Source organism: Burkholderia sp. 9120 (assembly GCF_000745015.1).
Classification (GTDB): domain Bacteria; phylum Pseudomonadota; class Gammaproteobacteria; order Burkholderiales; family Burkholderiaceae; genus Paraburkholderia.
Genome location: NZ_JQNA01000002.1, coordinates 1,927,016 through 1,952,303, shown reverse-complemented (window position 1 = coordinate 1,952,303; position 25,288 = coordinate 1,927,016). Strand labels below are relative to the sequence as shown.

Here is a 25,288-nt window from a genome sequence, read left to right as displayed (position 1 = left end):
CTGTGCAGCTAGCGGGAGAACGGAGTGATCGACATGGCAATATTGAGCATCATCCGACGCTGGCATTATCGCGATCATGTCTCGCTACGCGAGATCGCCAAACGGCTTGGCGTTTCAAGAAACACCGTCAGGCGCTATATACGTGCCGGCACCGTAGTGCCCACCTATCCGGAACGGCAGAGCCCGAGCAAGCTCGACGGATTTGCGGCCAAGCTCGCCGGCTGGTTAAAGACGGAAGCAAACCGGCCGCGCAAACAGCGCAGAACCCTCAAGCAGATTTACGCTGACCTCACCGTGTTGGGATTCACAGGGTCCTACGACCGGGTCGCCGCCTTTGCGCGCCGCTGGCGACAGGAGCAGCAGGAGCAGGCAAGGAGCGCAGCACGTGGCACCTTTGTGCCGCTGACCTTTGCACCCGGAGAAGCATTCCAGTTCGACTGGAGCGAGGACTGGGCCGTGATCAACGGCGAGCGCACCAAGTTGCAGGTTGCGCAGTTCAAGCTCAGTCACAGCCGGGCGTTCTTCCTGAGGGCCTATCTGCTGCAAACCCACGAGATGCTGTTCGACGCTCACTACCACGCGTTCGTGGCGTGGGGCGGCATTCCGCGCCGTGGCATATATGACAACATGAAGACCGCTGTCGACAAGGTTCGTCGTGGCAAGCTGCGGGACGTCAACGCGCGCTTCAGCGCCATGGTCAGTCACTATCTGTTTGACGCCGAATTCTGCAATCCGGCCTCAGGCTGGGAGAAGGGGCAGATCGAGAAGAACGTTCAGGACAGCCGTCACCGGCTGTGGCAACGCGTGCCGGCGTTCGGTTCGCTCTCTGCATTAAACGACTGGCTGGCCGACCAGTGTGTCCTGCTCTGGCAGCAGACGCAGCACCCTGAGCAGGACACAACGATCTGGGACGCGTGGTCGGTCGAGCGACCCCATCTGATGCCGGTCGGCCAGGCATTCGACGGCTTTGTCGAGCACACCAAACTCGTCTCGCCCACGTGTCTGGTGAGTTTCGACCGCAACCGGTATAGCGTGCCGGCGGCATTTGCGAACCGGCCCATCAGCCTGCACGTCTACGCGGCCCAGCTCGTCTTCGTCGCCGAAGGGCAGGTCATCGCGGAGCACGTCCGGCGTATCAACCGCAGCCATGATCGCGGAGAAACCATCTACGACTGGCGTCATTACCTCGCAGTCCTGCAGCGCAAGCCTGGAGCATTGCGCAACGGCGCGCCGTTCGCAGAGTTTCCTGCCGCCTTCAAGCGGCTGCAGACAATCCTGCTGAAGCACGCCGGTGGCGACCGGGAGATGGTCGAGATACTGGCGCTGGTGCTGCTGCACGACGAACAGGCCGTACTCACCGCCGTCGAGCTGGCACTTGAGGCCGGTGCGCCCTCAAAGCAAACGGTGATGAACGTCCTGAGCCGGCTGCTTGACGGGGCTCCCGTGCCTCCGCTGCAGACGCCCCAGGCCTTCGCCCTGCGCGTCGAGCCGCAAGCCAACGTCGGCCGTTATGACGACCTGAGAGGCCGGGAGGATCATCATGCAGCCTGACGCCATGATGGAAATGCTCAAGTCACTGAAGCTGCACGGCATGGCCCAGGCGCTTGGCGAGCTGGCCGCGCAGGATTCCCCCGCGTACAAGTCGGCATCGCTAGTTCTGGCAGGTCTGCTCAAGGCGGAGATGGCGGCCCGTGAGGTACGTTCACTGGCCTATCAGATGAAGGTCGCCCGCTTCCCGGCGTATCGGGATCTCAACGGCTTTGACTTCGGTTGCAGCGATGTCAACGAAGCAACCGTGCGTCAGTTGCATCGGTGTGAGTTCATGACATCGGCACACAACGTCGTGCTGGTCGGCGGACCGGGCACGGGCAAAACGCATCTGGCGACGGCGATTGGCGTGCAGGCGATCGAACATGATCGAAGCCGCGTGCGTTTCTTCTCCACCATTGAACTCGTCAATGCGCTTGAGCAGGAGAAGCTGACTGGAAAGCCTGGGCAACTGGCTGTGCGTCTAATGTACGCCGACCTCGTCATCCTCGACGAACTGGGTTATCTGCCGTTCAGCCAGACCGGGGGCGCCTTGCTCTTCCATCTACTGAGCAAACTCTACGAGCGCACGAGCGTCGTCATCACAACCAATCTGAGCTTCTCTGAGTGGGCCAACGTCTTCGGCGACGCGAAGATGACCACGGCGCTGCTCGACCGGCTCACACACCACTGCCACATTGTAGAAACCGGCAACGATAGCTATCGTTTCAGGAACAGCACGACACAGCCTGAAAAGGAGAGAAAACGAACCCCGAAACACCCAACCTGAACCCCAAAACTGGATCAAAGGGTGGGTCAGTATTCGATGCAAATCCTGGGTCCGGATTCAGTGCAAATCAACATCAATGGTGATCGTGCTATCTAACTGGGCGTAGAAGTTAGCGCATTCGACGCAGGCACCGGATGCTGTATTCCGGACTCTCAGATGTATTCATCCATGAGTGCGTGAAAGGTGTCGCCAGCCATGCACTCCGCAAGTGAGCCAATCTCCCACCGGTGAGAATCGTGTAGTGCGGTCGCAATGCGCGTAACGAGGCCGGTGACCAGCGCGTTGCCCATCAGAAACGCTCGCATCGAGTCCGAGACCTGCGGGTGTTGGGTGAATCCACGCGGAAACCCATTTAGCCCTTCGAGTTCTTCGGGAACCAGTCGGCGTAGTCGTCCATCCGTGGCACGAACAGCATGTCGGGTACGGGATGCAGATGCTCCGCCTTCCGAAGTAATGATGGTGCGCGCCGGTTTGTCGAGCGGGTCAGGAAATGCCATCGCCCCTTCGGTGTAGTTGTATTTGAATCCATCTTTCTGACGGGGAAGGCACTTTGCCCCCTTGGCCATTCGCCAGGCTTCTTCGGCATCGCAGCTGATATAAAAGTTGTTGGACACATCGGTCGTTAGACCGACAACATCTCCCAGCGTCAGGGCATGAGCGGTTCCGGTGAACGGTGTGTAGTCGCTGAATATTGCGGCATCCACGGATGCGCTGTACGCGTATCCGTCGAACATGAAACCCGCGTTTGCGAATGGTGATTTGCCGTTTGGCAGCGGCTGGAACGTAGACTGCGCTGCGAACGGGTCTGCTGGTATTTTGAGGCACTCCCGCGATGCCTGCGCCGGGTCGCGAGGCACGGCGGGAAGGGCGTTACCCAGCACGCCAGATGAGAGCCAGCCACCGGGGGCCACGAACTCACTTACGATGTTGGATGTGTAAAGGCTTGTCGTGTTGTGATACGCGACGATGAACACCCGCTTGCGTTTCTGCGGAAACCCGTAGTCGGCGGCGTTGATCACGCGCCACTCAACCGCGTATCCCAGTTGGTTCAACGTGGCCAGCACGATAGCGAAATCCCTGCCTTTCGCCGATGCTGGCGACGACAGCAGGCGGTCGACGTTTTCGAGAATCAGATATTTGACGGGAGCGTCGTCGGCGATGCGTTGCCGCAGGAGTTCGGCGATGGACCACCACAACACCCCCTTCCTGCCTTCGATGCCCCTCGACTGTGACAACGGTTTGGCAACCGAATAGTCCTGGCATGGAAACCCGCCGACGAGCACATCAGGCGCGGCATCGCGTATCGCCTGTTGACCGGCTGGCGAGACCAGTACCTCGTTGATGTCTTGGTTCAGATGTACGCCGTCCGGCCAGTGTGCGTGATAGACGAGACTGGCGTGCTGAATCTTCTTTGACGGTTCGAACTGGTTGCTGAGGGTGACGCGGAAAGGCTGCCCGGGGACGGATTCGAGGCCGAGACGGAATCCGCCTACGCCCGCGAAAAGTTCGATGACGTTGAGGGTGCTGTTTTGTTGCTCCATTTTGTTTCCATTGGTGGTTGCAGGAAACAAGTGGAGAAACGCGTTTTATCCGGTTTTTAGGATTTTCTTGAGATTTAATTATTTAGATTAAAGATGTCGTCGCCGTGATTTGGATTAATGGAGATGCGATACGTCCATGAGGCTCAGGTCAGTTGTCCGTGAGGTATTCGTGATTGCGGCACGGGGCCGCCCGGAGGAGTACCGATGCGTGGTTATCTGGGCTGATGTTATTTTAAATTTGGATAAACATTTAAACGTATAAAAATAGAAGTCGAGATATTCAATTTATACGTTGATTTATACGATATTCAGCATTAATCTTCTTTTTGTCCCCGGTATGGGGTTAATCAAAAAGGAGATTTTTAATATGGAAAACGGCGCAAATATTTATCAACCGGCTCAGGACTCTTCTATCCGATTGGGTCTTATTGCCTCCGCGAGCGAATATAGCGGGACCAGCCCGCGACTCAAGGGGCCCGTCCTTGAACAGATGGTCGAATTCGACCCAAGCCAGTATGCGAATGCCCGTCGCGCGACATTCGATGCGTTCGTCATTGGCGGTCCGCAGATGCCGATGCTTCTGTTTGCGCTCTGCATTGAGGATGCGTTGCTGAACTGGCTGGCAGACCCAACGGAGCCCGAGGTGTGGCAGGCGATTGACACCTGGAACCGCCAAGGCGCCGTCCCGGTGGCGCTGAGTCGTGAGGACACGCACACGTTCGTCATTCCACTGCTGGAAAAACTCGGTGGTCCCGTCAACCAGCTCCGGCGCCTTAGCAATCAGCCAGCGACAGATATGTTCGTGACGCAGGCGATTGAGGTCTGCAAGCAGGGAATGCTCGACGGTTACGACCATCCATACGCACCGCCGGCGACTCACAGGAATTCATGCGTGCTCCATACGCGTAGGGTCGACCGCGCGCTGAAGCAGCTGGGGTACGAGATTGCATACCCTTCGAGCGAGTCGGGGATAACTTTCTTCCATGCACGCAAAACGGAGGTGTCTGCTTCATACGGTAATGCGGAGCGTGCGATCCGCGCCATGCACTGACCTCGGTTAGCGCTTATGTGCGCGCGGGTCGTCTGTCTTTGGTGGTCGCGCGCGTGCGAATCGTATTCTGTCATTGCGGTGCCTATACGTAATGCGCCATTCCGGCGCGTCTACATAGGACACGAACAATGATTGAGAAACCGACAAGATGTGGTGATGCGCTGCTGACACCCGCGCGCGTGATGCGGCCGGAGGACGTTACGGAAGCTATGGCTGGGCGGCAGCGGAAGGGTGCGGGGCTCGAAGGATGGTTTTTGTGCGGAGACGTTTCCGCGCCCATGTTTGCCGCCATGCTCAAGGAGTCAGCTGCGCGGGACCTTAACGTGGCCGCTTTTACGGGCGATAAGGCCGGCAACTACGTGGTGTTCACCCAGCAGCTTGGCATGTTCCAGCACCGGTTTCTGCTTCCGCTGTTCGAACCACCGGTTCCTGAGTTCCTCGCCTCTTTGCGCATGGCACCCATGCAGGTGGCGATGGGCGACGCGGGAGAGGAGGAGGCGGCCGTTTCTGCCGCACACCTCCCGTGGGAGATGATTGCACCGGTCGAGAGGCTGGTTCAGTCCGTTTCCGACGTTGACCGCGAGGAGGTCATCCTGGGTGTGTCGGGCATTATCAGCAAAGTGTGCGCCATTGCCACGGTGCCGGCGCTGCTCGGGCAACCACCCGTCAGGGACTTGAGCGTGTCGGTGATGCTGCCGACACACATGCTCGAATGCGTCGAGACGAGTTTGCGTGACGAAGGGACACTCCACTAGCTCCAGGACATTCCACCTGCGCTCCCGGTACGCGGCGCGCAGCGCGTCCAGTAACGTTGATTAAGATGGTCCGCCTGCGCGGACCATCTTTATTTCTAGGATGCGTGATTGAGGCAATCGGTGAGCCAGCGTCCCGCCACCTTGGCGACGGGCACAGGCAATGCGTTACCGAGTTGGCGCATTCCCTGCGACCACGAACCTTCCACGACGAAATTGTCCGGTAGGCCTTGTAGTCGCGCAGCGTCCCGCACGGTGAATTGCCAGCAAGCGCCATTGTCATCAACGAACATGTTCTCGCCACCGGGAACGCCGTGGACGCCAGCTTTGAGGGCCTTCGATGGCAAATCCAGTTGGCTGCCCGTATGACCAGGATACTGACGCGCAGTCCGGCGACCTGCAGAATCCTCAAGGTGGTCAGTCAGTGCCGCCGTCCGGTTGCCAGCCAAGGCGTCGCGGCAGGTGCGCCACGCCGCTTCGCCGGGGTAAGTCTTTCCCGTGAGGAGCCGCTTGAGGATAGACCTCTCCTCTTTGGGTACCAGCGAGGCATCAGGTCGCAGTAAGCCATGCCGCTTCCAGTACTCGCCGGAAACCCACCTGTCCCACACCAGTCGTTCGTGACTGTGCGTTGCGGCCGGAAATTCCAGTAGGCTGCCGCAATCTTGCCGTACGCCGGCGATGAGTATGCGCCGGAGGTTCTGGGAGACGCCGTAGTCTGCCGCGTTCAGCGGCACGACGGTGACGGCGTACCGCGCATCCTCTCCGTCGCTAGACGGTCGCTCCAAGCGTGTGACCAGGCCGTTAAGGTAATAGCCGAACGCGGGGCGCAGCAGGCCCGGTGTGCTCTCGAACAGAAACGCTCGCGGCAGCGCCTCCGCCACGGCGCGAACAGCCTCCGGCCACAGGTCCCGCTCGTCATCCTGACCGGCGCCCAGGCCACCACCGGAAAACGACTGGGAGGGAGGGCCGCCCGCGATGAGGTCGATGCCGGCGTACGCGTGCCAGTCGACATGACGCACATCGGCCTGCGAAATTAACAGGCGGTCCGACTTGCCGAACGCGGTCCGATTTGCGGATAGCGTCCGGCACGCGTATGGGTCGATGTCGACCATCACCGGGTGAATGATGCCTGCCTGTTGCAGGCCTAGGGCCATCGAGCCGCATCCGGCAAAGAGCTCAACGCATTCGAGTGACCGGGTGGACGCTCCGGCATCGTCGTCGATGTTGGACAGCGACGATTGAAGGGCGTTGGCGGTGTATTGCGAGTGGGTCATTTTCACGGACTCCAGAGTGGGTGAGTCTCGTGTAGGCCCCTGTTTTATCCGGCCAGCGGATTTTTTCGCTACCCGATCTGCGGCGGAAAGATGACCGGATCAGACGCCAGCCCGATGAGGCGGCGTCCGGACTTTGCGCCTCCGGCAACCCGTCGCACATCACATCACGACGGTCGGCTAAATGCGGTCGCTGCACCTGTTATTCACAACAACAGGAGTCACGGATGCAGATAGCCAAGCGCCCGGCTTGGGCACCCATTACCAGTCCGAGGTCGAAGCTGGCGTTCGAACGCGCAGGCGTCGCACCGGTTCGTATGAACGCGTGTGCGAGACTCAGCGGAGGTCGCGAATGACGCGCTGCGGCGGCCGCAAGGCAGGACACAGGAAAATTTACGCAATCGTCGAGGCCAATGCGACGCAGCCAATGCGCTACCTGCTGGCCGGGCCTGGGCCGGATGGCTCGCCCTGGACGCTGGACCCGTCGAAGGCCAGGCGATTTTCGGGGTTCGAGGGATTCGAATTCCTCGGCCGCGCACATGAACGCGGCCTCGAACTAGCGATGCTGCCGCTCGATGACGGAGTCGCGGGCGGGGAGGGGCAATGAGCGATATTCTCCTCGACGCGCTTGTCGCTGAACGTGACCGCGACTGCGGAAAGCCGGCAGCGCCAGCACCACAGCTCTGGCAACTACCGTACCCACTTGTGCCATACCATCCGGAGAACGCGTCCATCATTCCGAACGAGCTGGTGCGCTGCGCGCTGTTTCGGGTTGCCGATCCGGCGTCGCCGCGCCGGTCGTTCTCGCGGCACCGGCTACCGGTTCAGGCTTCGCGAAACGGGTATATCGAATACTCGGGGGAAGAGCTACGGCAGGACGACCGGAGGGTGTTCATGCATGCCCTCCACCGGGAAGGAGATACGCCAGGCGCTGCCACATTCAGGCCACGGCGATTCTGCGAGGACATCGGCTGGGGCACGTCGAACGCGGCTTATGAAAAACTCATCGAGACGCTCACACGGCTCAAGGCAACAAGCCTGTTGATGTTCGTCCCGCGCATTGCGCGCGCGGGGGTGGCCGTATCCCTGATTGCCCGCTGGGAGTTCGTACCGGACTCGAAAGAGATCCGGGTGTACTTTGACCGGGAGATTGCGGAGCTGTTCAGGGACCAGCACTACACGCGCATACTGCGCGTCTACGAGGACCGGCTTACCAGGCGTTCGTATCTCGCGTCATGGCTACTCGGATTTTATGCGTCACACCGCGAACCCATCGCATTCCCGCTCGACAGATTGCAGAGCCTTTGCGGGGACGTGACGCCACGCAAGGAGTTCAGGCGCAAAGCCACCCTCGCGCTGCAGCAGCTCGTCGACGTTCAGTTCCTGGAGTCGTTCTCGATTGAAGACGGATCGGTCAGTTGCCGGCGCGCAATTACCCCACCGGAACCGCGCAGTTGCGCCACTGGAATCGCGTAATTAACTCACCTCAATCGCGCGATCAGCCCACCGGCCACGTAACCGGAAGCCCGCCGGACGGGCCTTCTGAGGCGATAAGTTATACGTAACCAATAACCTTTTAACCGCTAACCTGGCGGAGGCTTCTCAAGAGGAAGAGTTTTTGTGACGCTCCGCCTTTTCCCTGGCCAAGGCTGCGCCTTAAGTGGCTATCAGGGAAGACGGCTGACTGTCTGCCCCGGGTGGGGCAATTGCGCGAAGACCATGTGCGCGGTGCACGATCTCGCGCGACGGACGCGGGATGTGCAACCGTAAGTCCTCTCCAGGATCGACCATCTGCAGGCTCTGTAAAAAGAAAAGGCGCGAGCATCGCTCGCGCCGTGAATCACAGAGTGGCCTCGAAATCGCCAGGCTTCAGAAACTGCGAAGTGTCCTTGACAAAAACCACGCTTACGCAGCTCGCGGGCTTGTCGTCGAACACGAAAAACTTCGTGTCCTGCAATAACCTGGAGCAGGCCGACGCCTTCTCGTTCCAGGCATCCTCAGTGGAGAACGCGACAGCTCCGGCAGACGTTTCCAGTAGCCGGCTGCATGCGTCGGGTTCGATAGCGAGCAGGGTCGAGTGTACCCAGCTGTCATCCCGCGTATGTAATCCCACCAGCAATTCGCCACTCGCGGTCGCTTCCTGAAGGTATTGCCTTACGTGCGGTTCCGACAGGTTCAACACCACTCTGGTCTGGCAGGTTTCAATCTGCAGGGTGATAGCCAGAAGAAACATTCCACCGCCGGAACGCAGCGTACTCAGTCGCGACTGTCCTAATGCGTGGGTGGCCTCGAATGCGCGCTGCATTTCCTCAGGAACCTCGACTAGGAGCGCGCTTCTTTCAGACGGTTCTTCCCCGCATACACGCTCGATTGAGGACCAGTGAGCCGAAGGAATGATGTAGCCCGGGTGCAGTCCATGCTCCCTAAGCAGGGCCGAATTCATTGAACCTCCAGTACTGTGGGAGCGATTCCCGTTGCCGAGGGCTGCTGGGCGGCTCGTTGGTGCGGCTTGACTTCGTTATCGAAAACCAGCGCGGCTTCCATCGTGTCGCGGAGCCGGCGGGTAAGCGAAATGCCTGGTGTCAGGTCAAGACCTGTTGCCTCGCGATAGCACTCGATAACGAAGATTTTCATCTCACGACTGGCCGAGAGGATATCGCCCGGCACCGAGGCACCGAAAGCCCCATCATCCCGGATGAACTGCATCACCTGGTCAAGCCGGCTCTCGAGAGAACTGGACGGCATGACGAAATCCTCCGCCCGGACCTGCTCTGCCAGGATTTTGACGATGACGGGCAGGACCCCGAGGTACCGGGCAGCGGCATCGACAAACTTCTGCGATACGTTGCTCGCGCATCGTGTGTCGTTTCTCAACTGCGAGAGATAGCCCGGTGTACATCCAAGCTCATTTGCCAGTGCAGCCAGTGAATGGTCCCGATAGTTCGCTTGCTGGAACAACGCCGCAAGCAGTCTTGAACCAGGCCTTTGCAACTGCTCGGTGTCGAGCGTGAGTTTTTGCCGGCGTGCACTGCGCCCGGTACGCACTTCTTCGTGTGTCATTTCCATTGTTGTTGTCCTCGAACGTTTCGGCCGGATCCGGCCGTGAGCGGGTCGCTCAATACGTATAGCAACCGTCCGGATCAGTCCCGCTCACGCGTTCGCTATACGTTTTGCTGAGGCATAGCGAGGACACTCTTATGGCAATACCAGGACCAGTTTCAGAACTACTCGACCTGTTGGTCGAGCTCGCCGCAGCAACCTACCAGCAAAAGGGAGACGTATGCGGCCAGCAGGAATCTATGCAAGATATTCGGACGATGAAAGCCGGTCGACGTCAATCGACGACCAGGTTAGAAGGGCGCGGCAAACAGCGGCGCAGTTAGGATTTACCGTCAGCGACGAGCACGTTTTTGTCGATGCGGCGGTGACCGGACAACAGAAGGGCTTGGCGAAGCGCGTTGCTTACGCGCGATTTATCAGTGCGTGGGAGGCCGGGGAGTTCGAGGCCATCGTGGTCGATGAGATATCACGGCTCGCACGCTCGACGCTCGAGTTTGCTCATCTCGAGCAGCGTATCGAACGGACTCGGGTGCGTGTCGTCAGTTGCGACGGCACCGACAGCTCGATACCTGGGTGGCAGTTGCAGTTTGGCATCTCGGGGCTGATCGCGGCCCATTTTGTGCGCGAGACCAGCCACCGGGTCAAGCGGGGCATGCAGGGGCAACTGATACGCGGATTCATGATTGCGAAAGCGGCGTACGGATATCGGGCAGTCAGGCAGGGTGAGCGCGAAAACGAAGGAGGAACAGTCTGGGAAATTGACGAGCCGGCGGCAGACCGGGTGAGGCAGATGTTCGCCATGCGGTACAAGGGTAGCTCGCTTAATGCCATCGCAGAACACCTGAACCGTGAAAGCGTTGCCTGCCCCCGTCCGTCGAAAGATGGCGGCGCGGGGTACTGGCGGCCGGCGACGGTAAAGCAGATTCTTGCCAACACCATTTATCGCGGCGTTTTCGTATATGGAGGCAGTAGCTTTACGAAGGCAAAGGCAAAAAAGGAGAAGCAGGACGTTACTGAGATTGAGTATGCCCGTCCGGAGTTGCGGCTCGTGGACGACCATGTCTGGTACGCCTGTAATGACAGTTCATCGTCTCAGCCATTCCGGGGAGGCGGGCGGCGGCCATTCGCCGGGCTCGTGACCTGCGGCGCCTGTCTGGGGAGGATGAGTATCGCTGGGGGAGGTTCTGCGCCTCAACTTTACTGCGCGGCGTGTGCGCAGAGACGTCGAGTTGCCGTTGAAAATGCTCCGGAGCGGGTGGACTATGTTTCGGTGAGGGCACTCGAACATGCGCTGACACACCTTCTGCGATGCATGTTTGACGATAAGCGGATCAGGGAATTCCGCGACCGTCTGAAGGCGCGACTCGACGGGGGGCAGGAGGCTCGCATTACTGAGCTGAAACTTGAGGTGGCACGCGCAGACCGGCAACTTGAAAGTCTGGCACAGCGCATGCGCAGGCTGGAGGCGGATGGGGATGATTTCCTTGAGCAGGCGTATCGCGAACAGCGGGATGAGAAGAAGCGGTTGGCTGAGGAACTCGCAAGGCTTCAGACCTATGCTGCTTCGCTCGATGTCGGGAATCTGGAGCGCCAGTTGGCCGTCGAGCCGCTCGACATCATTCCGGCACTGTTTGGACCAGATGCGGCAGTTGAACAGGTGAGAGCCGTTCTTTCCCGGGTATTCCCGAAAATCGTGCTGATTGACCGTCCTCAAAAGTTTGTGTCGGTATGGACCGTGACGACGTGCGAAGGTGCGGTTGTAGCGAACCTGTCCGGGACGACGCCGGTAATTGAGGAGGAAGCCGATTATGTCGTTCGGGTCGAGACCGGTCCTACGCGGCCTACACCCTGGCGGGTGTTGGTCGAGGGTAGCAGAAGAAAGGAGAACGATTGATTGCGCGGGGCTTTCACGCCCCGCTTCTTTTCGGCACGTCTACTTCTTGCGGCGACGTGCTTACAGATTGTTCGCATATCTGTGCAGGTTTTGAGGATCCGATGCGCACTCACAGCTACAGGTGATGAGGTGCTGGGTATCCGGTACCGGCCATCAGTGATGCGTTCGGCACGATCCACCTACGGTGCCTCGACGGTTGTCGGAGTTTATGTGATGGCCCGCAGGTACCGGTGGCCCTGATGACACCCGATATGCTCATTAAGGGGCGCGGGCATTTGGGTGCGCTCGGGTCTTCCTGCCAATTCCGCGTCTCCGACGGTCCCCCCGCTTCCGCATTTCGGGGGGCTTCGTCAAAGGGCAGAAAACAGCTCGACATGCGACACCAGCGACCTCTAGAAGCTGCCGGATCGCGATGATAACGCGGGTTATCGCCGCTCAGATACAGCATTAAACGCAATGCTGATACTACGACTTATCAGCATTGAAAACGATGCGACCTGTTTGCTTTGCTTCGCTTTGAGCGAGCCTGCGGGCTCGCGGCGCCCAATCCATGTTTGCGCGAAAGCGCGCCGATCATCGAGGCATGGGACCTGACCCGTATCCTGGATGGACGCCCTTCGCAAAGCGGCACCGTGCTCAAACCACTCGAATGGCAGTTCCGGTCAATGGGGGAGGGTATGAAAGTCAGAGCTATCTCCCCCTTCATTTGCGGACACTGGCCCTTGTATCGGCTGGACGACGTCGCCGGATGGCCCCTGGTGTGATGACGCTGTGCCCCGACGGGTAGCCGGCGTGCGCGCAACCGGATCAATGCGATGCGCGACCTGGACGCCGGACAGCATGCAGGGCGCACACGCAGAAGGCGCGGACCAGCAGCGGGCGGTTCATGAGACGTACCCGACGGTGCGCGCGGGCGCGCCGGGGGCGACCACATTTCCCCGCCGATGCGTCGCCGGAGTGGGCTGCGCCTACCTCTTCATCAAGCCCATGCCGCTGACCCGGACGATCGACAGCACTAGGATGCGACCCGGTGTGCATGCCCGGTTTAACGGCGGCGTCATGCACCGCTCACGCCTGTGACCTGCGTTCAGTGCCTGTAATCGCCGATCAGTCCGGCCGCCGGCCAATTGCGCAAAGATGCGGGGATCGGGTAGGGTGGCGACATTCACAACCACGGAGAGGAAATAGCGATGAACAAGCAGGAACTGGTGGACGCGGTCGCCGCGAAGACGGGCGACAGCAAGGCGGCAACCGGCGAGGCACTCGACACTGTGATCGCGGCGATCACCGGCGAAGTGACGAAGGGCGGCACGGTGCAACTGGTCGGGTTCGGGTCGTTTTCGACGGGCGCGCGCGCCGCGCGGGTCGGTCGCAATCCGGCAACCGGCGCCGAGATCCAGATCCCGGCTGCGAAGACGGTGAAGTTCACGGCGGGCAAGGCGTTCAAGGACGCCGTGAACGGCGCCTGAGACCGGACGCAAGCCGTCGGCCGGATTTCTGCCGACGGCGCGGCGGCCGGCAGGGTAGTCGCTACAGGTGCCGGCGGCAGCAGCGGCACGGCGTGATCGGGCGAGGCCTGGACCTCGGCCAGTCGGCCTGGTAGCATCAGGGCGAGATGCCGCGACGTACTGCGGCCCCTGCGATTCGCTGCATGTCTAGATAGATAGCCGTATGGAAAAGAAACGATCGCGGATGAGGCGGGAAGCCTTGTGTCCACCCATCGGTGCGCTGTTGCGCTATCGGACGCGCATCGTGCGCGTTGTCGCGGAAGCGCGTGGGCAGCGCGCGATGATCGAATCGCTCGACACCGCAGGCAGGACCTTCGTGAGCACGGTGAAGTGGGTCAGCCTGTGCGAGCTGGGCAATCAGCTTTTCTGAAGCTGGCTCTCTTCGTGGGTGGTTGGTCGGTCATTCCGGGATGCCTGCGGATCAAATACCTCGACTCTCCAGCTTCGACGTGCCCCATCGTGCTCATCCCACTGGATGCGGAAATTTGCTGCTCTTATACTGGCGCTGACATCGGGAAGGAAAGAGTATGCGGCGCGTGATTGTTCGGCGGTCTTCAGTTCACGGCAAAGGCGTGTTCGCCATGCATGCGCTCGCGGCGGGCGAGCGCGTGCTTGAGTACAAAGGTGAAATCACCTCGTGGCGAAGTGCGGTGCGCCGTCACCGGCGTGAAGGCGTCGAAGGACATACGTTTCTGTTCGGACTGTCGGATGGGCGGGTGATCGACGGGAGCCGCGGTGGCAATAGTGCGCGCTGGCTCAATCACGCGTGCGCGCCCAACTGCGAGACCATCGAGGACGCCGGGCGCATCTTCATCCACACGCTCCGGCCGATCGGGGCCGGTGAAGAACTGTTTATTGAGTATCTGCTGGCCGCCGACGATTCGCTGGATGAAGAGGTTCGGGCGCAGTACGCATGCCGGTGCGCCACGGCGGACTGTCGTCACTCGATGCTGGCTGACGTGGCGTGAACAGCGGTGCGGGAGAGCCCGTTGGCAGCATCACGATCCCGAAAAGCGCCGAGGGCTCGAAGCGGGAGAATGATGGATTTGTCCGGCTCGGCATGGATGTGGTTTTCCATCCCGATGTGCTGAAGCCACCGATGCCAAAGGGAAATGTGTCCGACGGTGCGCCTGGCGCAAGCACGAGGAAACAGATGTCGCTGGAGCTTGACGATTGGTGGTGACGTCGGTGCCAGCGCGCATGTCGACAGCGATGAGGGGGGCCTTATGCAGAAGCGGAAGTTCGCGCGAAAGAGAACAGGGGGAGTGAGTCTTCCGGAACTGCTGGACCAGCTTGAACTGGCATTGGCGGGGACGCCCGCGCGCACGACCGTCTGTCGGGCGCTGTCGGATCTGAACCGGCGGCTAGGTTCGGCTAGCGGGAAGACTGTTGCACGGCCCGGTCGATCCCAGTCCCCGCGACGTCGGCACCAAACCGCCGTCGAATCTTTGCCACTGTTTTCGTGAGCGCTTCTGGCAAAGGTCAAAAAAAACGCGTAACCGCCTGCTCCAGAAGGCGGCAGGTCGGCTCGCCGTCGCGATGAAATTTTTATGTGGATTTCTAGCGGATTGGGCGCGTAACGGCGCGGTCAGCATGCGCACTTGTAACCACGATCTCGGCTCCCATGACCTCATCGCCGGGTTCGTGAACGGCCGCTGTCAGGCAGGCACGACCGCCTCTTGTCGACCCTCAACAGCCGCTCAAGTACGTAAGATGTCCGTCCGATTTCGTCCAGCAAACGGCCATCCACCTTCCAGCAACTCGTGCCATTTGCAGCGTTGATGCATCTCAGGTGCCAGTCCGGCTGCACGCCTATCACAATCAGGCGCACTGCCTGGACGCGACGCAAGAGCATCCACCAGCCCTCCCGTTCGCCTTTTTGGCGGGCATGCGAAACTGATTGCGTCAACATCCTCCATCCTGACACTTTTGAAAAATGTTTTCGCACGAAGACTTGCAGTTCTGCCATTCGCTTGTTCAACATCCAAGTCCGATATTTTCCGTCGACTGCACGGGAGAGGAAGTCAGAACTGTTGAGAAAGGGGGCAAGTCATGATCGCAATTCAAACCCCACGTCGCTGTCCCAGATGCGGCCAGACGAAAATCGCGGAACTGGATTTCCATCGGAAGGGGCTTGGCTACGCATCTTATTGCCGGCCCTGTGTAACTTTATGCCAGGCTGAATGGCGAGCCGGGAACCGCGAGCGGACCAATATGACCGCGCGGCGTAGTTATGAGAAAAACCCGGATGCGAAACGGCGCTACGCCAGGGAGAACAAGGAGAAATTCAATGCGGCAAAAAGGGAGCGCACCCGCCGCAGATACGAAGAAAAAAGACTTACCAATCCCGATCTGCCCGTTCGTTTTCGCAACGGCACAGCCAAACTGAACGAAACCAAGGTGTTATCGATACGCCAGCGATTGGCGGCCGGAGAATCAGTTGCTTCGCTGGCGCATGCATTCGGAGTGCATGTCGTGACCATCTATGCAATCAAAAAAGGTGAAGCCTGGAAAGACGTTATCTGACGAGTGCGGCGGCACAAGGGGCATTACCTTGAGAACATCACGAATCAGAGACACTCCGTTGGGAGCGCCGCCACGCTGTCGCTACGGCCACACATGACGAGGCGGCCAGGGCCAGAATGAATTGATCAGCTACGGAGTTTTGTAAGCAGGTCCGCCACGCCGGCACGCGTGGCAATTTCCCAGATATATCCTCGAGAATAATCGACACCCACCCGCCGATGAAGTACGGTGCGCAATCGGCCGTTCGTCCAGTGATCAGCGTCTATGCCGTGTATTCTCGGCGACTCCTTGACCGTTGCGGCAACCCACGCCAGCGTTTCATCATTGATCGTCAGGCGCTTCTTCTCCGTGCGCAGCTTCGGCGGTCGCATCCTGTGGTCCAAGCCTAGCTTCCCGACGAGGGTCCTGACATGCCCGGCAGAGTGGTAGATCCCGAATTGCTCCTTGATCAGCTTTTGAACATCGCCGTTTCTCCAGAGTTCGGTTTCATAGCCGTGGGCCATGGGGCTGCCCTCCAATGTCGCCCGTAACCACTTAAGGGCCTCGGGGCCAAGTGTGGCACTGCGCCCGGATGCCTTGAGATGCTCAACAGCCTCAACGCCATTAGCAACTACCATTGATCTGTATTTTGCAATGGTGCGCACGCTGATGTTGAGCGCTTTCGAGACGTGCTCGACGCTGTCCCCATCCAGCAGCATTTTCGCAGCAATCTTCCGGCGCGCGGCATAGACGTCGCTCTGTGGTTTATGAGCGGTAGCAGACGACGCCTTTTCTGAAGTCGAATAGGTGAGTCGATAGGCGAGGCCGTAACCCCGAACGAGGTAGCCAACATGCGAAGGTGAAAACTGGACGCCGAAACGCCGAAAGATCAGTTCGCGCAGTTGGCTTATGGTCCAGGTCGGCCCTGGATAGCCGTGAAGCCCCGGCGAGTGCTTGATTGCGCTAACGAGCCAGCTTTGCGACGCATCATCCAGTCGCGAGGGCCCTCCGTGGATACGAAGGCGCGCAACAGCATCAGCTCCGCTCCTTTCAACCAGGTCCTTGTACTTGCTCACGGTCCGAAGACTCAGTCGAGCCTTCCTGGACACTTCGCTAATACCCTCACCATTTAACAGCAGCTTGGCGGCAAGAGCCCTACGTTCTGCGAGAGGGATATCGTCTTTCTGTTTGCCCATCGTCGTGCGCGCAAATGAAATGGTTGTTATGTCGCATTGCGGTCACCATATTTATACACGATTCAATACAAATTTCACGAAGGGCGACTTGAAAACTCGGCGGCTAGACGTGCGATCGAAAGCTTGTCGAAATATCATGAAAGCCCGGCGTCGGGCCAGCTGCGCGGCAAAACCACCTTATCAGCGGATTTTTGGAACGGCTGTTTGCCGAATGCGTTTCGGTCGTTCGATGTCTTTAGGCGGGCGTCTCTTCGTGGCCGACTGCGGTGGTTCGAAAATCTTCGCCCGATTAACTTGAGCTGCCCCTTTCATCTGAAGTGGAAACGAACCGCCTTCAGATATGTGAAGCCCCCCACTTTGCAAGGACCTCTGTCGAGTAGTTCACACCGCAGCGAACAATTTGTCCAAAGCCTGGATGTCGAATTCCGTTCAGCGCCGCTTGCGATACGCTGCCTGAGTGGCTGGTGCATACGGCAACTTCATCCTCCGCTTCGGTGCGGTCGCCGTCTCCGAAACTGATACAAGGCGACCAAGTGTCGCGGCGGCGCCGGGAGTGCATGACTGTAGACACGCTGTGACGACGCCATCACGCATCCAGCCCCTGACGAAGCTCGCGCTCAAGGCGAGACAATTGTTGGTGTCCGTTAATTCTGCTAGCGATGTCCACCGCATTTGCTAATGGGAGATGAGCCGCAGGGCCCGCCAGGCATGGCGACGAGGCAAGATTGCCAGTTGTGTCATCCGTTGCGTTCCGGCAACGGGCGAGCAGGAGGATGTTCGTTAATTCTGCTAGCGCGTTCGGCGTGTTCTCTAATTCGGCTAATGTGGCTGCCGATCGGCGCGACAGGTCCGCGAGCCACAGGCGGCGGCAAGCAATATTGACGAAGGTCATTTATTTCGATATTCGGGCGGTGCCAACCTTTGAGGTGAACGAAAACGCCATACAGGTCGGGACTTGTGCTTTATGTCGGAGTCTTTATCAAGTGTGTGACTGAACGTCGACAACCGAAGTGTCGTGCTGCGCCTAGTTAGTCGTTCCGGGCAGTGCGTTCATGTTCCGATGGAAAAGCCACGCTAGCAGAGTTAACGGACGCCATTAGCGCCCTTATGGGCACCGCTAGCAGAATTAGCGATCTTCAACAGCAGCCACCGACAGAGTTGCTGGTCGATCGAGTGGTGCCGGTTGCACACGGCGGTCTGCGCCATCTGCGTGATCAATGCCTGGGTATAGCGCAGCAACAGGCGTTGCACCGCACCCGCACGACGGAATTCCTCTTTCAGGACGCCGGCATCCAGTCGATACGCGCGTCCGGCGCTTTGGACAACCGCCCGGTTCGGCATGGTTTCACCGCCCATGAAGAGCGCGATACCGATAATCCCTTCGTTTCCCACGATGGCAATTTCAGCGGATGCGCCGCTCTCTAACACGTAGAGCAGCGACACGATGGATGTCGATGGGAAATAGACATGATCGAGACGGTCGCCAGCCTCGTAGATGACGTGTCCCAATGACAGGTCCACTGGCACCAGATGCGGCGCGACACGAGCCCACTCCGCCTCGTCCAGCACCGCGAGCAGATAATTACCGTTTCGATGATCTTCCTTCAACATTTACCACATCCCTCGCGGACGGTCGGGAAACCGTATGCCTTCACCAACCTGTTCCAGTGCAGTGCGTGACACATCGATACGGATATCTGCAGCCGTGCTGCATGGTACGTCAAGCATATCGTCGTAAGTCTCCTTTCATGCCAACACGTTTTCGCGTGCTCCGTATCCAACGTCCGCCACCGGGCGTGAAACGCCTCCGCACCGGGAGTTCGATCAGTGGCGATGTAATAGGCGCTACACTGGCGCTCCAGCAGTCTTGAGCGGTGTGCCATGAATGATTCCAATAAGACCTCTACAGCGCCAAGGCTGGTCGTCGCTCCCCGAATAGTCGCGATCGGCGCGTCGGCCGGCGGCCTCCATGCGTTAAGCCTGTTTTTCAGGGCGGCGTCCGAAATTCCGGACGACGTTGCCTTCGTGATCGTGGTGCACCTGGCTCCGGGTTCCGAGAGTCACCTCCCGGGGTTGCTGGCCAAGGACACGCATTTGCCTGTGTCAGCCATCGAGGATGGCGCAATGCTGCGCGCGGGGCACGTCTATGTCATCCCGCCGAAAGTGTCCGTTGTCATCGAGCAAGGCACGTTCCGGTTGCGGGCCGCCGTCGATCGCCCAGCAATCCCCATGCCGATTGACGCATTATTTACATCGCTGGCCGCCGACCAGCACGACCGCGCCATCGGGATTGTGCTTACCGGCGCGAACGCGGACGGCTCAGCAGGTCTTAGAGCGATCAAGGCCGAAGGCGGTATGGTGATGGCGCAAATGCCGGAAACGGCCGAACACAGCACAATGCCCAGCCACGCAATTTCAACGGGTCTGGTGGACTATGTACTCCCGGTCGAAGACATGCCGGCTGCGCTGTTTGAATACATCAGACGTTCCACGGGCGGGATGCCTCAAGCAGCCATTGATCCACCGCAGCCGGTTGATCTTGAACCGGTGCTCAGGGCGCTTGCGGCTGCCGGATCAGATTTCAGGGGCTACAAACGGGGGACGCTTCAACGTCGCATTGCCCGTCGCATGGCGGTCAACCGGGTCGACAGCCTGCGCGCGTATTGCGACGTCCTGAAAGCCTCAGTCGAGGAGGCTCAGGCGCTTAGCCTGGACATGATGATTGGTGTGACGGAGTTCTTCCGCGACCCCGATGCATGGACCGCGCTGTCCGAACGCGTGCTGAGCGTACTGCTGGAGGAGCCGCAGAGCGAGCAGCCGATTCGTGTATGGGTGCCGGGATGCGCAACAGGCGAAGAAGCCTATTCGATGGCCATGCTGCTGACCGAGGAGATCGAGAAGCGCCGGGCGACGCGACCGTTCATGATCCTTGCCTCTGACGTGAACCGCGTTGCGCTGGGACGCGCACGTCAGGGCATCTATTCAGCCAGCGTCGCGTCACCAGTGGGTGAGGCGCGGCTCGATCGGTTCTTTCAACCTCACAACGACGGATTCCAGATCCGGCAGGAACTTCGCGAAACGGTTCTATTTACTCCGCAGAACCTGATTGCTGACCCGCCGTTTTCGCGGGTCGATCTGATCAGTTGCCGGAACCTGCTGATCTACCTCGAACCGGAAGCACAGCAGCGGGTGTTCGAGTTGTTCCACTTCGCACTCAATCCGAAGCGCTATCTGTTTCTGGGGCGCTCGGAAAGTACCGATCCCGATTCCACCCAGTTTCAGGAAGTCTCGAGAGCCTGGCGTATCTACCAGCGCAGTCCGATCCTGGCGGCGGCACCCACTGCCTATCGGTTTTCCGCAAGAACAGCGCGCCATGAAGAATTCCCGCCGGCGAGCCGTGTCGGTGTCCGCAGCAAGGGTTACGCGGAACTGGTCAACGCCACGCTGCTGGAAGAGCACCATGCTGCCTCGGTGCTGATCAATTCTGCTCACCAGGTGCTCTACGTGAGCGGCTCGACTGACGAATACCTGACGCAGCCGGCAGGTGAGCCGACGGGCAACATTCTCGACATGGCGCGCGATGGACTGCGCCTCAAACTGCGGATCGTATTGCGCCGGGCAATCCAGGATCATGCTGACTCGCCGGTCAGCGAAATCGTCGCTGACGGTGGTGCACCTGCGGTAAAAATCACGGTGACGCGACCGTTCGACACGACGCATGCCGGCAGGGCATTGCTTGTCATCTTTGCCAGGTTGCCGACGGCCGACCGGCCTACGTCGACGGTGCCCTCCGGCGCGGATTCCGATCTGTGGCACCTCGAGAGCGAGCTTCGCACCACGCAGGTGGAGCTCGGCAGCACGATCGAGGAACTGGAAGAGAGCAATAGCGAACTGAGGGTATCGAACGAAGAAATCCTTTCGATGAATGAGGAGCTGCGCTCTGCAAACGAAGAGCTCGAAACGTCCAAAGAGGAACTGCAGGCGCTCAATGAGCAGTTGAATGTCGTCAATTCTCAACTTGAGCAGAAGGTTCATCAAATGGAGGTCCTCAATGAGGACGTCACAAATCTGCTTGCCAGCACGGAAATCGCGACACTGCTTCTCGACAGGCAGGGGCTGATTAAACGGTTTACCCCGAGCGCGGCGAGGATCTTAGGACTGGCGCCGCCTGACATCGGACGCAAGATCGTAGAGGTCCTCGGCAACCCGCTCGGCGACGCGTTGCCGGCAGAGGTCGATCGGATACTCACGGGCGGGGACCTGCAGGTCGAGAAGGAGATAGAAACCGCGACTGCAGAATGGTATGTTCGCCGCATCACGCCGTATATCGCGATTCGCGAAGCACCACCTGCAGGCGTCGTGGTGACGTGGACCGACATTACGCACGTCAAGCTGTCCGACGAACGCGCCCGACGCCTTGCCGCAGTGGTTCAGGATTCAAACGACGCGGTGACGGTATTCGACCTCAAAGGCCGCTTTCTCGCCTGGAACAAGGCTGCGAGCGCGATGTACGGCTTCAGCGAGACCGAAGCGCTGCGCATGACTGTTTCCGATCTGGTGCCACGGGGTGCCAGGCAAGATCACCTCGACTTCGTCCACCATGCTGAGCATAACGAGGCACTGCACTCCTACGAGACACAGCGAGTAACGAAGGGCGGCCGCGTGGTCGACATATGGCTTACGCTGTCGATTCTGTCGGACAGCGGGGGCAATGCGATTGCCGTGGCATCGACCGAGCGCGATCTCGTCAACCGCAGCGTGAGCAATGCTCACCTTCGCGAGCGTGCCGAACAGCTGGCGGTCGCCGACCGACGGAAAAACGAATTTCTGGCGACGCTCGGCCATGAACTGCGCAATCCGCTTGCTGCGCTGGTCTCAGCCGGAAATCTGCTCGCGTCGGAAACGGTCGCAGTCACACAGAAGGACTGGGCTGCCGGTGTCATCCAGCGGCAAGGTCGCGCAATGATGCACCTCGTGAACGACATGCTCGATATCAGCCGGATAACGAGTGGCAATATCGAGTTGAATCGACAGACGGTTTTGCTGAAAACAATTGTCCAGAGCGCCATTGAAGTTTGCCAGCCAATCTTCGACGAGCGCCGTCATACGCTGTCCGTCTCGCTGCCGGAAGAATCCATTTGGCTAAACGCGGACCCGACGCGCCTGTCGCAGGTCATCGAGAATATCTTGATCAATGCGGCGAAATACACCGCGCCTGGCGGGGCCGTACAATTGCGGGCGACAAGAACGGCCAATCGGATTTCGCTCAGCATCAAGGACAACGGGAGAGGCATTCCGTCCACGATGCTCGGGAGTCTTTTCGAGATGTTTGTCCAGGGCCCCGTATCCGATAGCCAGCGCCAGAGTGGCCTGGGTGTCGGCCTGTCCGTGGTGCGCAGGCTCGTTGAGTTACACGGCGGCTCGGTCCGGGCCATTAGCGATGGCAGGACCGGCAGTGAGTTCGTCGTCAATCTGCCGCTCGTTCCGGGAGCCGTCTTCGGGGAGCAGGTCAATTCGCAGCCAGAACCGGTTGCCGTGCGACCGAAGCGGATTCTTATCATTGACGACAACGCCGACGCGAGTGAGGCCCTCGCAATGCTTCTGGCGAATGAAGGCCACGAGGTCGAGACCTGCCTGGATGGTGTTTCGGGAATCAGTGCGGCGGCAACTTTCAGCCCCGACGTCGTACTTCTCGATATCGGCCTCCCGGACATGGATGGTTACGAGGTATCGAGAAGGTTACGCGAATCCGGGTCCAACCGGAACGTGATCCTGGTGGCGGTCACCGGATATGGACTGCCGTCGGATCACCTCAGATCGGCTGAGGCCGGGTTCGACCATCATCTGACCAAGCCGGTCGACTATGAAGCCTTGATCCGGTTATTTGGCGCGATGCCAGGGAAATCGCGCGCGCTATAGCAATAGGTAAACGCTGGCTCGCCCGCAGCCGATTTCGTGGAAATTGAACGAGTGCGCGACGCACGCGGAAAACCGGATGCGGCAAATCAGTCTGCACAAATACTGCGGACACGCGACTATGAGCGTCCTCAATTGGCCGAGGCTTTGACACTCCAAGTAAGTATCTGACAGGCCGCGATGGGTCGACAAGAGGCATTCGCGATTGCCGATAACGGCTGCTCACAAACCGTGAGACGCGCTATTGGAAGGAGAGGTTTTGGCTACAAATGCGATTGCTGACCGCACTATTAAGATAACTCTTCTTATCTCTGTGGCAACATTTCTGGACTAAACTCCATGTCATGAAAACGCGCCTGACCTCGACACCTTCGTCTGAACCTCGCCTCGTCGATTTCCCCGATGCCGACGAACTCGCTATGCTGCGCGCCTGGTACGCCGGCACGCCGGTTCGCAAAGCCGTGGAGCGCTACCTGCCGCAGCGCGTCGTGGCCGGGCGGTCGGCACGGGGCGTCCTCGGCGGCATTCGCCGACGACTGGCGAATGCCGCGCGACAGGTCGGCCGGCCGGATCTTGCCGCAGTCTTTGGACACCCTGACGGTGAGCGCTTACGGGAGGCGAAAACGGTTGCTGACGCGACCGAGATCCTGCGGCATGCCCGCCTGCCGGTTCCGCAGATCAGCGACGACATCGGGCTCTGGCTGCCGGCGCTGGCCGTTTCTGTGCTGCGTGCACACGACATTGCGACGCTGGCAGACCTCATCGTGCGGATTCCACGCCGGCGTGAGTGGTGGAAAGCGGTCCTTGGGCTCGGCCCGGCGAGTGCGCGGCGGATCGAAGCGTTCTTCGCCGCGCATCCCGCACTGTCCGAGCGGGCGCGCGCCCTGATCGCAGTCTGCGGTCCTGGCGCAGTCGTCCCGTGGGAGTCGCTCCGACTGCCGCACGAGGTCGATGGCTCGTCGGGTGCCTTTCGCGCGCCGCGGGCCACCTGTACGCTCGATGCGGACAACGATTACGCAGCCGTGCAGGCATGGCTGTCGCTGCACGAATCACCCGCCACGCAGCGGGCCTACCGCAAGGAAGCCGAACGCCTGATCCTCTGGGCGATAGTCGACCGTGACCGGGCCCTGTCGTCGCTGACGACGGAGGATGCGATTGCGTACAGAAGTTTTCTGCGTCGGCCGACGCCGCGCGAGCGCTGGGTGGGACCCATGCGCCCGCGCACGTCGCCGGAGTGGCGACCTTTCTCCGGTGGCTGTCAGCCCGCTCAACCGCCTACGCGCTGTCCGTACTCGGCGCGATGTTCCGCTGGCTGATCGAGCAGCGCTATCTCCTGGCCAATCCGTTCGCCGGCGTCAAGGTGCGCGGCACCAGCCGCTCAACCGTGCTCGACACGTCCCACGCCTTTACCGAGGGCGAGTCGATGCTCGTGCGCGCCATTGCTGACGGACTTGAGTGGTCGTATGGCTGGGAAGCGCCGGCTGGGCAACGCCTGCGCTTCGTGCTGGACTTCGCGTATGCGACCGGCTTGCGCGTCAGCGAACTGGTCGGCGCCTGTCTCGGCAACGTCGAAACCGACGCCCGGGGCGATCACTGGCTGAGCATCATCGGGAAAGGGCGAAAGGCGGGCAAGGTCGCGCTGCCACCACTGGCCCGTGCCGCGCTGGACCGCTACCTGGTGGAGCGAAGGCTGCCGGTCACGCCGACCCGCTGGCATCCCGACACGCCTCTCATCGGCAGCCTCGATCAGGACAGTGTGGCAGGCATCAGCGGTGTCCGGCTATGGGAGGTCACACGGCGGTTTTTTGCGAAAGCGGCCGAAGTCATCGAGACGGACAACCCGGTGCTCGCGGAAAAGCTGCGTCGCGCGAGTCCGCACTGGACTCGCCACACTCATGCCACTCATGCGCTGGCACGCGGCGCCGAGCTGACCACGGTACGGGATAACCTCCGCCATGCATCGATCGCGACGACATCGATCTACCTGCACAGCGACGAAGTCAAGCGTGCCCAGCAGATCCGGAACGCCTTCGCGGACAGATAGGGTTCCGGCTGACCCGCCCTGAACGGCATGATCTTCGCGGTTTATATAACCTGGACGCTTATGATAGGAATTCGCGCTTACCTTGTTCATCCCCCATCAAGGTACAAATAGCGCGGCAGTTCCCTTCTCGCTGCTCGTCGTCACTGCGTCAGGGTCATTCAATATCTGATCATTGACATCGACTCCGATATTTCCGAATGGCTCTGTGCATCTATATACCCGTGGCGCTTATG

19 protein-coding genes and 2 pseudogenes are annotated in these 25,288 nt (G+C 59.8%); 14 read left to right on the top strand and 7 right to left on the bottom strand.

Translation table 11 applies throughout. The features are described from left to right. The first annotated feature begins 33 nt into the window (after nt 1-33). Together istA and istB are read left to right on the top strand one after the other, a co-directional pair. Entirely contained in the window at nt 34-1,551 is a 1,518-nt protein-coding gene (gene istA / locus FA94_RS16880) for an IS21 family transposase (RefSeq protein WP_156126484.1), read from the top strand. Next, nucleotides 1,541-2,317, top strand: coding sequence for an IS21-like element helper ATPase IstB (gene istB / locus FA94_RS16875; protein WP_035546074.1), 777 nt, complete (start codon nt 1,541-1,543; stop codon nt 2,315-2,317). The genes istA and istB overlap by 11 nt, the downstream gene beginning before the upstream one ends. A 152-nt stretch (nt 2,318-2,469) precedes the next feature. Here istB and dcm read toward each other — a convergent pair whose 3' ends face one another. Beyond that, nucleotides 2,470-3,858 carry a DNA (cytosine-5-)-methyltransferase gene (dcm, locus tag FA94_RS16870; RefSeq protein ID WP_063771786.1) on the bottom strand — a complete coding sequence of 463 codons (1,389 nt, stop codon included), beginning with the start codon at nt 3,856-3,858 and terminating at the stop codon, nt 2,470-2,472. Between the two features lie 367 nt (nt 3,859-4,225). Between dcm and FA94_RS16865 the strand changes: the two genes are divergently transcribed. Together FA94_RS16865 and FA94_RS16860 are read left to right on the top strand one after the other, a co-directional pair. Beyond that, nucleotides 4,226-4,909: a hypothetical protein gene (locus FA94_RS16865; protein ID WP_156126657.1), complete on the top strand. Its 684-nt coding sequence runs from the start codon at nt 4,226-4,228 to the stop codon at nt 4,907-4,909. Nucleotides 4,910-5,037: 128 nt separating this feature from the next. Next, a complete protein-coding gene (locus FA94_RS16860; RefSeq protein WP_035553174.1) occupies nt 5,038-5,664 on the top strand; it encodes a hypothetical protein in 627 nt (208 codons plus the stop codon). A 95-nt stretch (nt 5,665-5,759) separates the two neighbouring features. Here FA94_RS16860 and FA94_RS16855 read toward each other — a convergent pair whose 3' ends face one another. Continuing rightward, the gene (locus FA94_RS16855) at nt 5,760-6,935 is read right to left on the bottom strand and encodes a DNA cytosine methyltransferase (protein WP_081935972.1); all 1,176 of its coding nucleotides are present in this window, start codon (nt 6,933-6,935) and stop codon (nt 5,760-5,762) included. 349 nt (nt 6,936-7,284) lie between these two features. Here FA94_RS16855 and FA94_RS16850 point away from each other — a divergent pair, with 349 nt between their 5' ends. Together FA94_RS16850 and trfA are read left to right on the top strand one after the other, a co-directional pair. Next, nucleotides 7,285-7,539 (top strand): hypothetical protein, encoded by a 255-nt coding sequence (locus FA94_RS16850; protein ID WP_035553171.1) that lies wholly within the window; start codon nt 7,285-7,287, stop codon nt 7,537-7,539. Beyond that, the gene (gene trfA, locus FA94_RS16845) at nt 7,536-8,408 is read left to right on the top strand and encodes a plasmid replication initiator TrfA (protein ID WP_035553168.1); all 873 of its coding nucleotides are present in this window, start codon (nt 7,536-7,538) and stop codon (nt 8,406-8,408) included. Before FA94_RS16850 ends, trfA begins: the two co-directional genes overlap by 4 nt. A gap of 364 nt (nt 8,409-8,772) precedes the next feature. On the opposite strand, the gene FA94_RS16840 is transcribed toward trfA, so the two are convergent. Next, a complete protein-coding gene (locus FA94_RS16840) occupies nt 8,773-9,375 on the bottom strand; it encodes a hypothetical protein (protein WP_035553166.1) in 603 nt (200 codons plus the stop codon). After that, nucleotides 9,372-9,998, bottom strand: coding sequence for a helix-turn-helix domain-containing protein (locus tag FA94_RS16835; RefSeq protein WP_035553164.1), 627 nt, complete (start codon nt 9,996-9,998; stop codon nt 9,372-9,374). Before FA94_RS16835 ends, FA94_RS16840 begins: the two co-directional genes overlap by 4 nt. Before the next feature lie 214 nt (nt 9,999-10,212). Here FA94_RS16835 and FA94_RS16830 point away from each other — a divergent pair, with 214 nt between their 5' ends. The 6 genes from FA94_RS16830 (at nt 10,213) to FA94_RS16805 (ending at nt 15,920) form a co-directional block, all read left to right on the top strand. After that, nucleotides 10,213-11,886 (top strand): recombinase family protein, encoded by a 1,674-nt coding sequence (locus FA94_RS16830; protein WP_035553161.1) that lies wholly within the window; start codon nt 10,213-10,215, stop codon nt 11,884-11,886. A gap of 1,190 nt (nt 11,887-13,076) precedes the next feature. Beyond that, entirely contained in the window at nt 13,077-13,355 is a 279-nt protein-coding gene (locus FA94_RS16820) for an HU family DNA-binding protein (RefSeq protein ID WP_035553155.1), read from the top strand. 238 nt (nt 13,356-13,593) lie between these two features. Next, entirely contained in the window at nt 13,594-13,764 is a 171-nt protein-coding gene (locus FA94_RS38050; protein WP_231584978.1) for a hypothetical protein, read from the top strand. Between the two features lie 157 nt (nt 13,765-13,921). Next, entirely contained in the window at nt 13,922-14,362 is a 441-nt protein-coding gene (locus tag FA94_RS16815; RefSeq protein WP_035553152.1) for an SET domain-containing protein, read from the top strand. Further along, entirely contained in the window at nt 14,359-14,577 is a 219-nt protein-coding gene (locus FA94_RS16810) for a hypothetical protein (protein ID WP_035553150.1), read from the top strand. The genes FA94_RS16815 and FA94_RS16810 overlap by 4 nt, the downstream gene beginning before the upstream one ends. Nucleotides 14,578-15,446: 869 nt before the next feature. After that, nucleotides 15,447-15,920, top strand: a complete 474-nt coding sequence (locus tag FA94_RS16805; RefSeq protein WP_156126656.1) for a helix-turn-helix domain-containing protein — start codon at nt 15,447-15,449, stop codon at nt 15,918-15,920. A 125-nt stretch (nt 15,921-16,045) separates the two neighbouring features. Here FA94_RS16805 and FA94_RS16800 read toward each other — a convergent pair whose 3' ends face one another. From FA94_RS16800 to FA94_RS16795, 3 genes and pseudogenes are all read right to left on the bottom strand, one after another. Beyond that, complete coding sequence (locus FA94_RS16800) at nt 16,046-16,975, bottom strand: winged helix-turn-helix domain-containing protein (RefSeq protein WP_176060154.1); 930 nt, start codon at nt 16,973-16,975, stop codon at nt 16,046-16,048. A 706-nt stretch (nt 16,976-17,681) separates the two neighbouring features. Beyond that, entirely contained in the window at nt 17,682-17,987 is a 306-nt protein-coding gene (locus tag FA94_RS38675; RefSeq protein ID WP_156126655.1) for a hypothetical protein, read from the bottom strand. 239 nt (nt 17,988-18,226) lie between these two features. Beyond that, nucleotides 18,227-18,706: pseudogene (locus tag FA94_RS16795) on the bottom strand (Crp/Fnr family transcriptional regulator); the annotation flags it as partial. 270 nt (nt 18,707-18,976) lie between these two features. On the opposite strand from FA94_RS16795, the gene FA94_RS16790 reads away from it, so the two are divergent. Then, nucleotides 18,977-23,014, top strand: a complete 4,038-nt coding sequence (locus FA94_RS16790) for a CheR family methyltransferase (RefSeq protein ID WP_035553141.1) — start codon at nt 18,977-18,979, stop codon at nt 23,012-23,014. Nucleotides 23,015-23,355: 341 nt separating this feature from the next. After that, nucleotides 23,356-25,055 (top strand): annotated as a pseudogene (locus tag FA94_RS16785) (site-specific integrase). Nucleotides 25,056-25,288 lie beyond the last annotated feature (233 nt).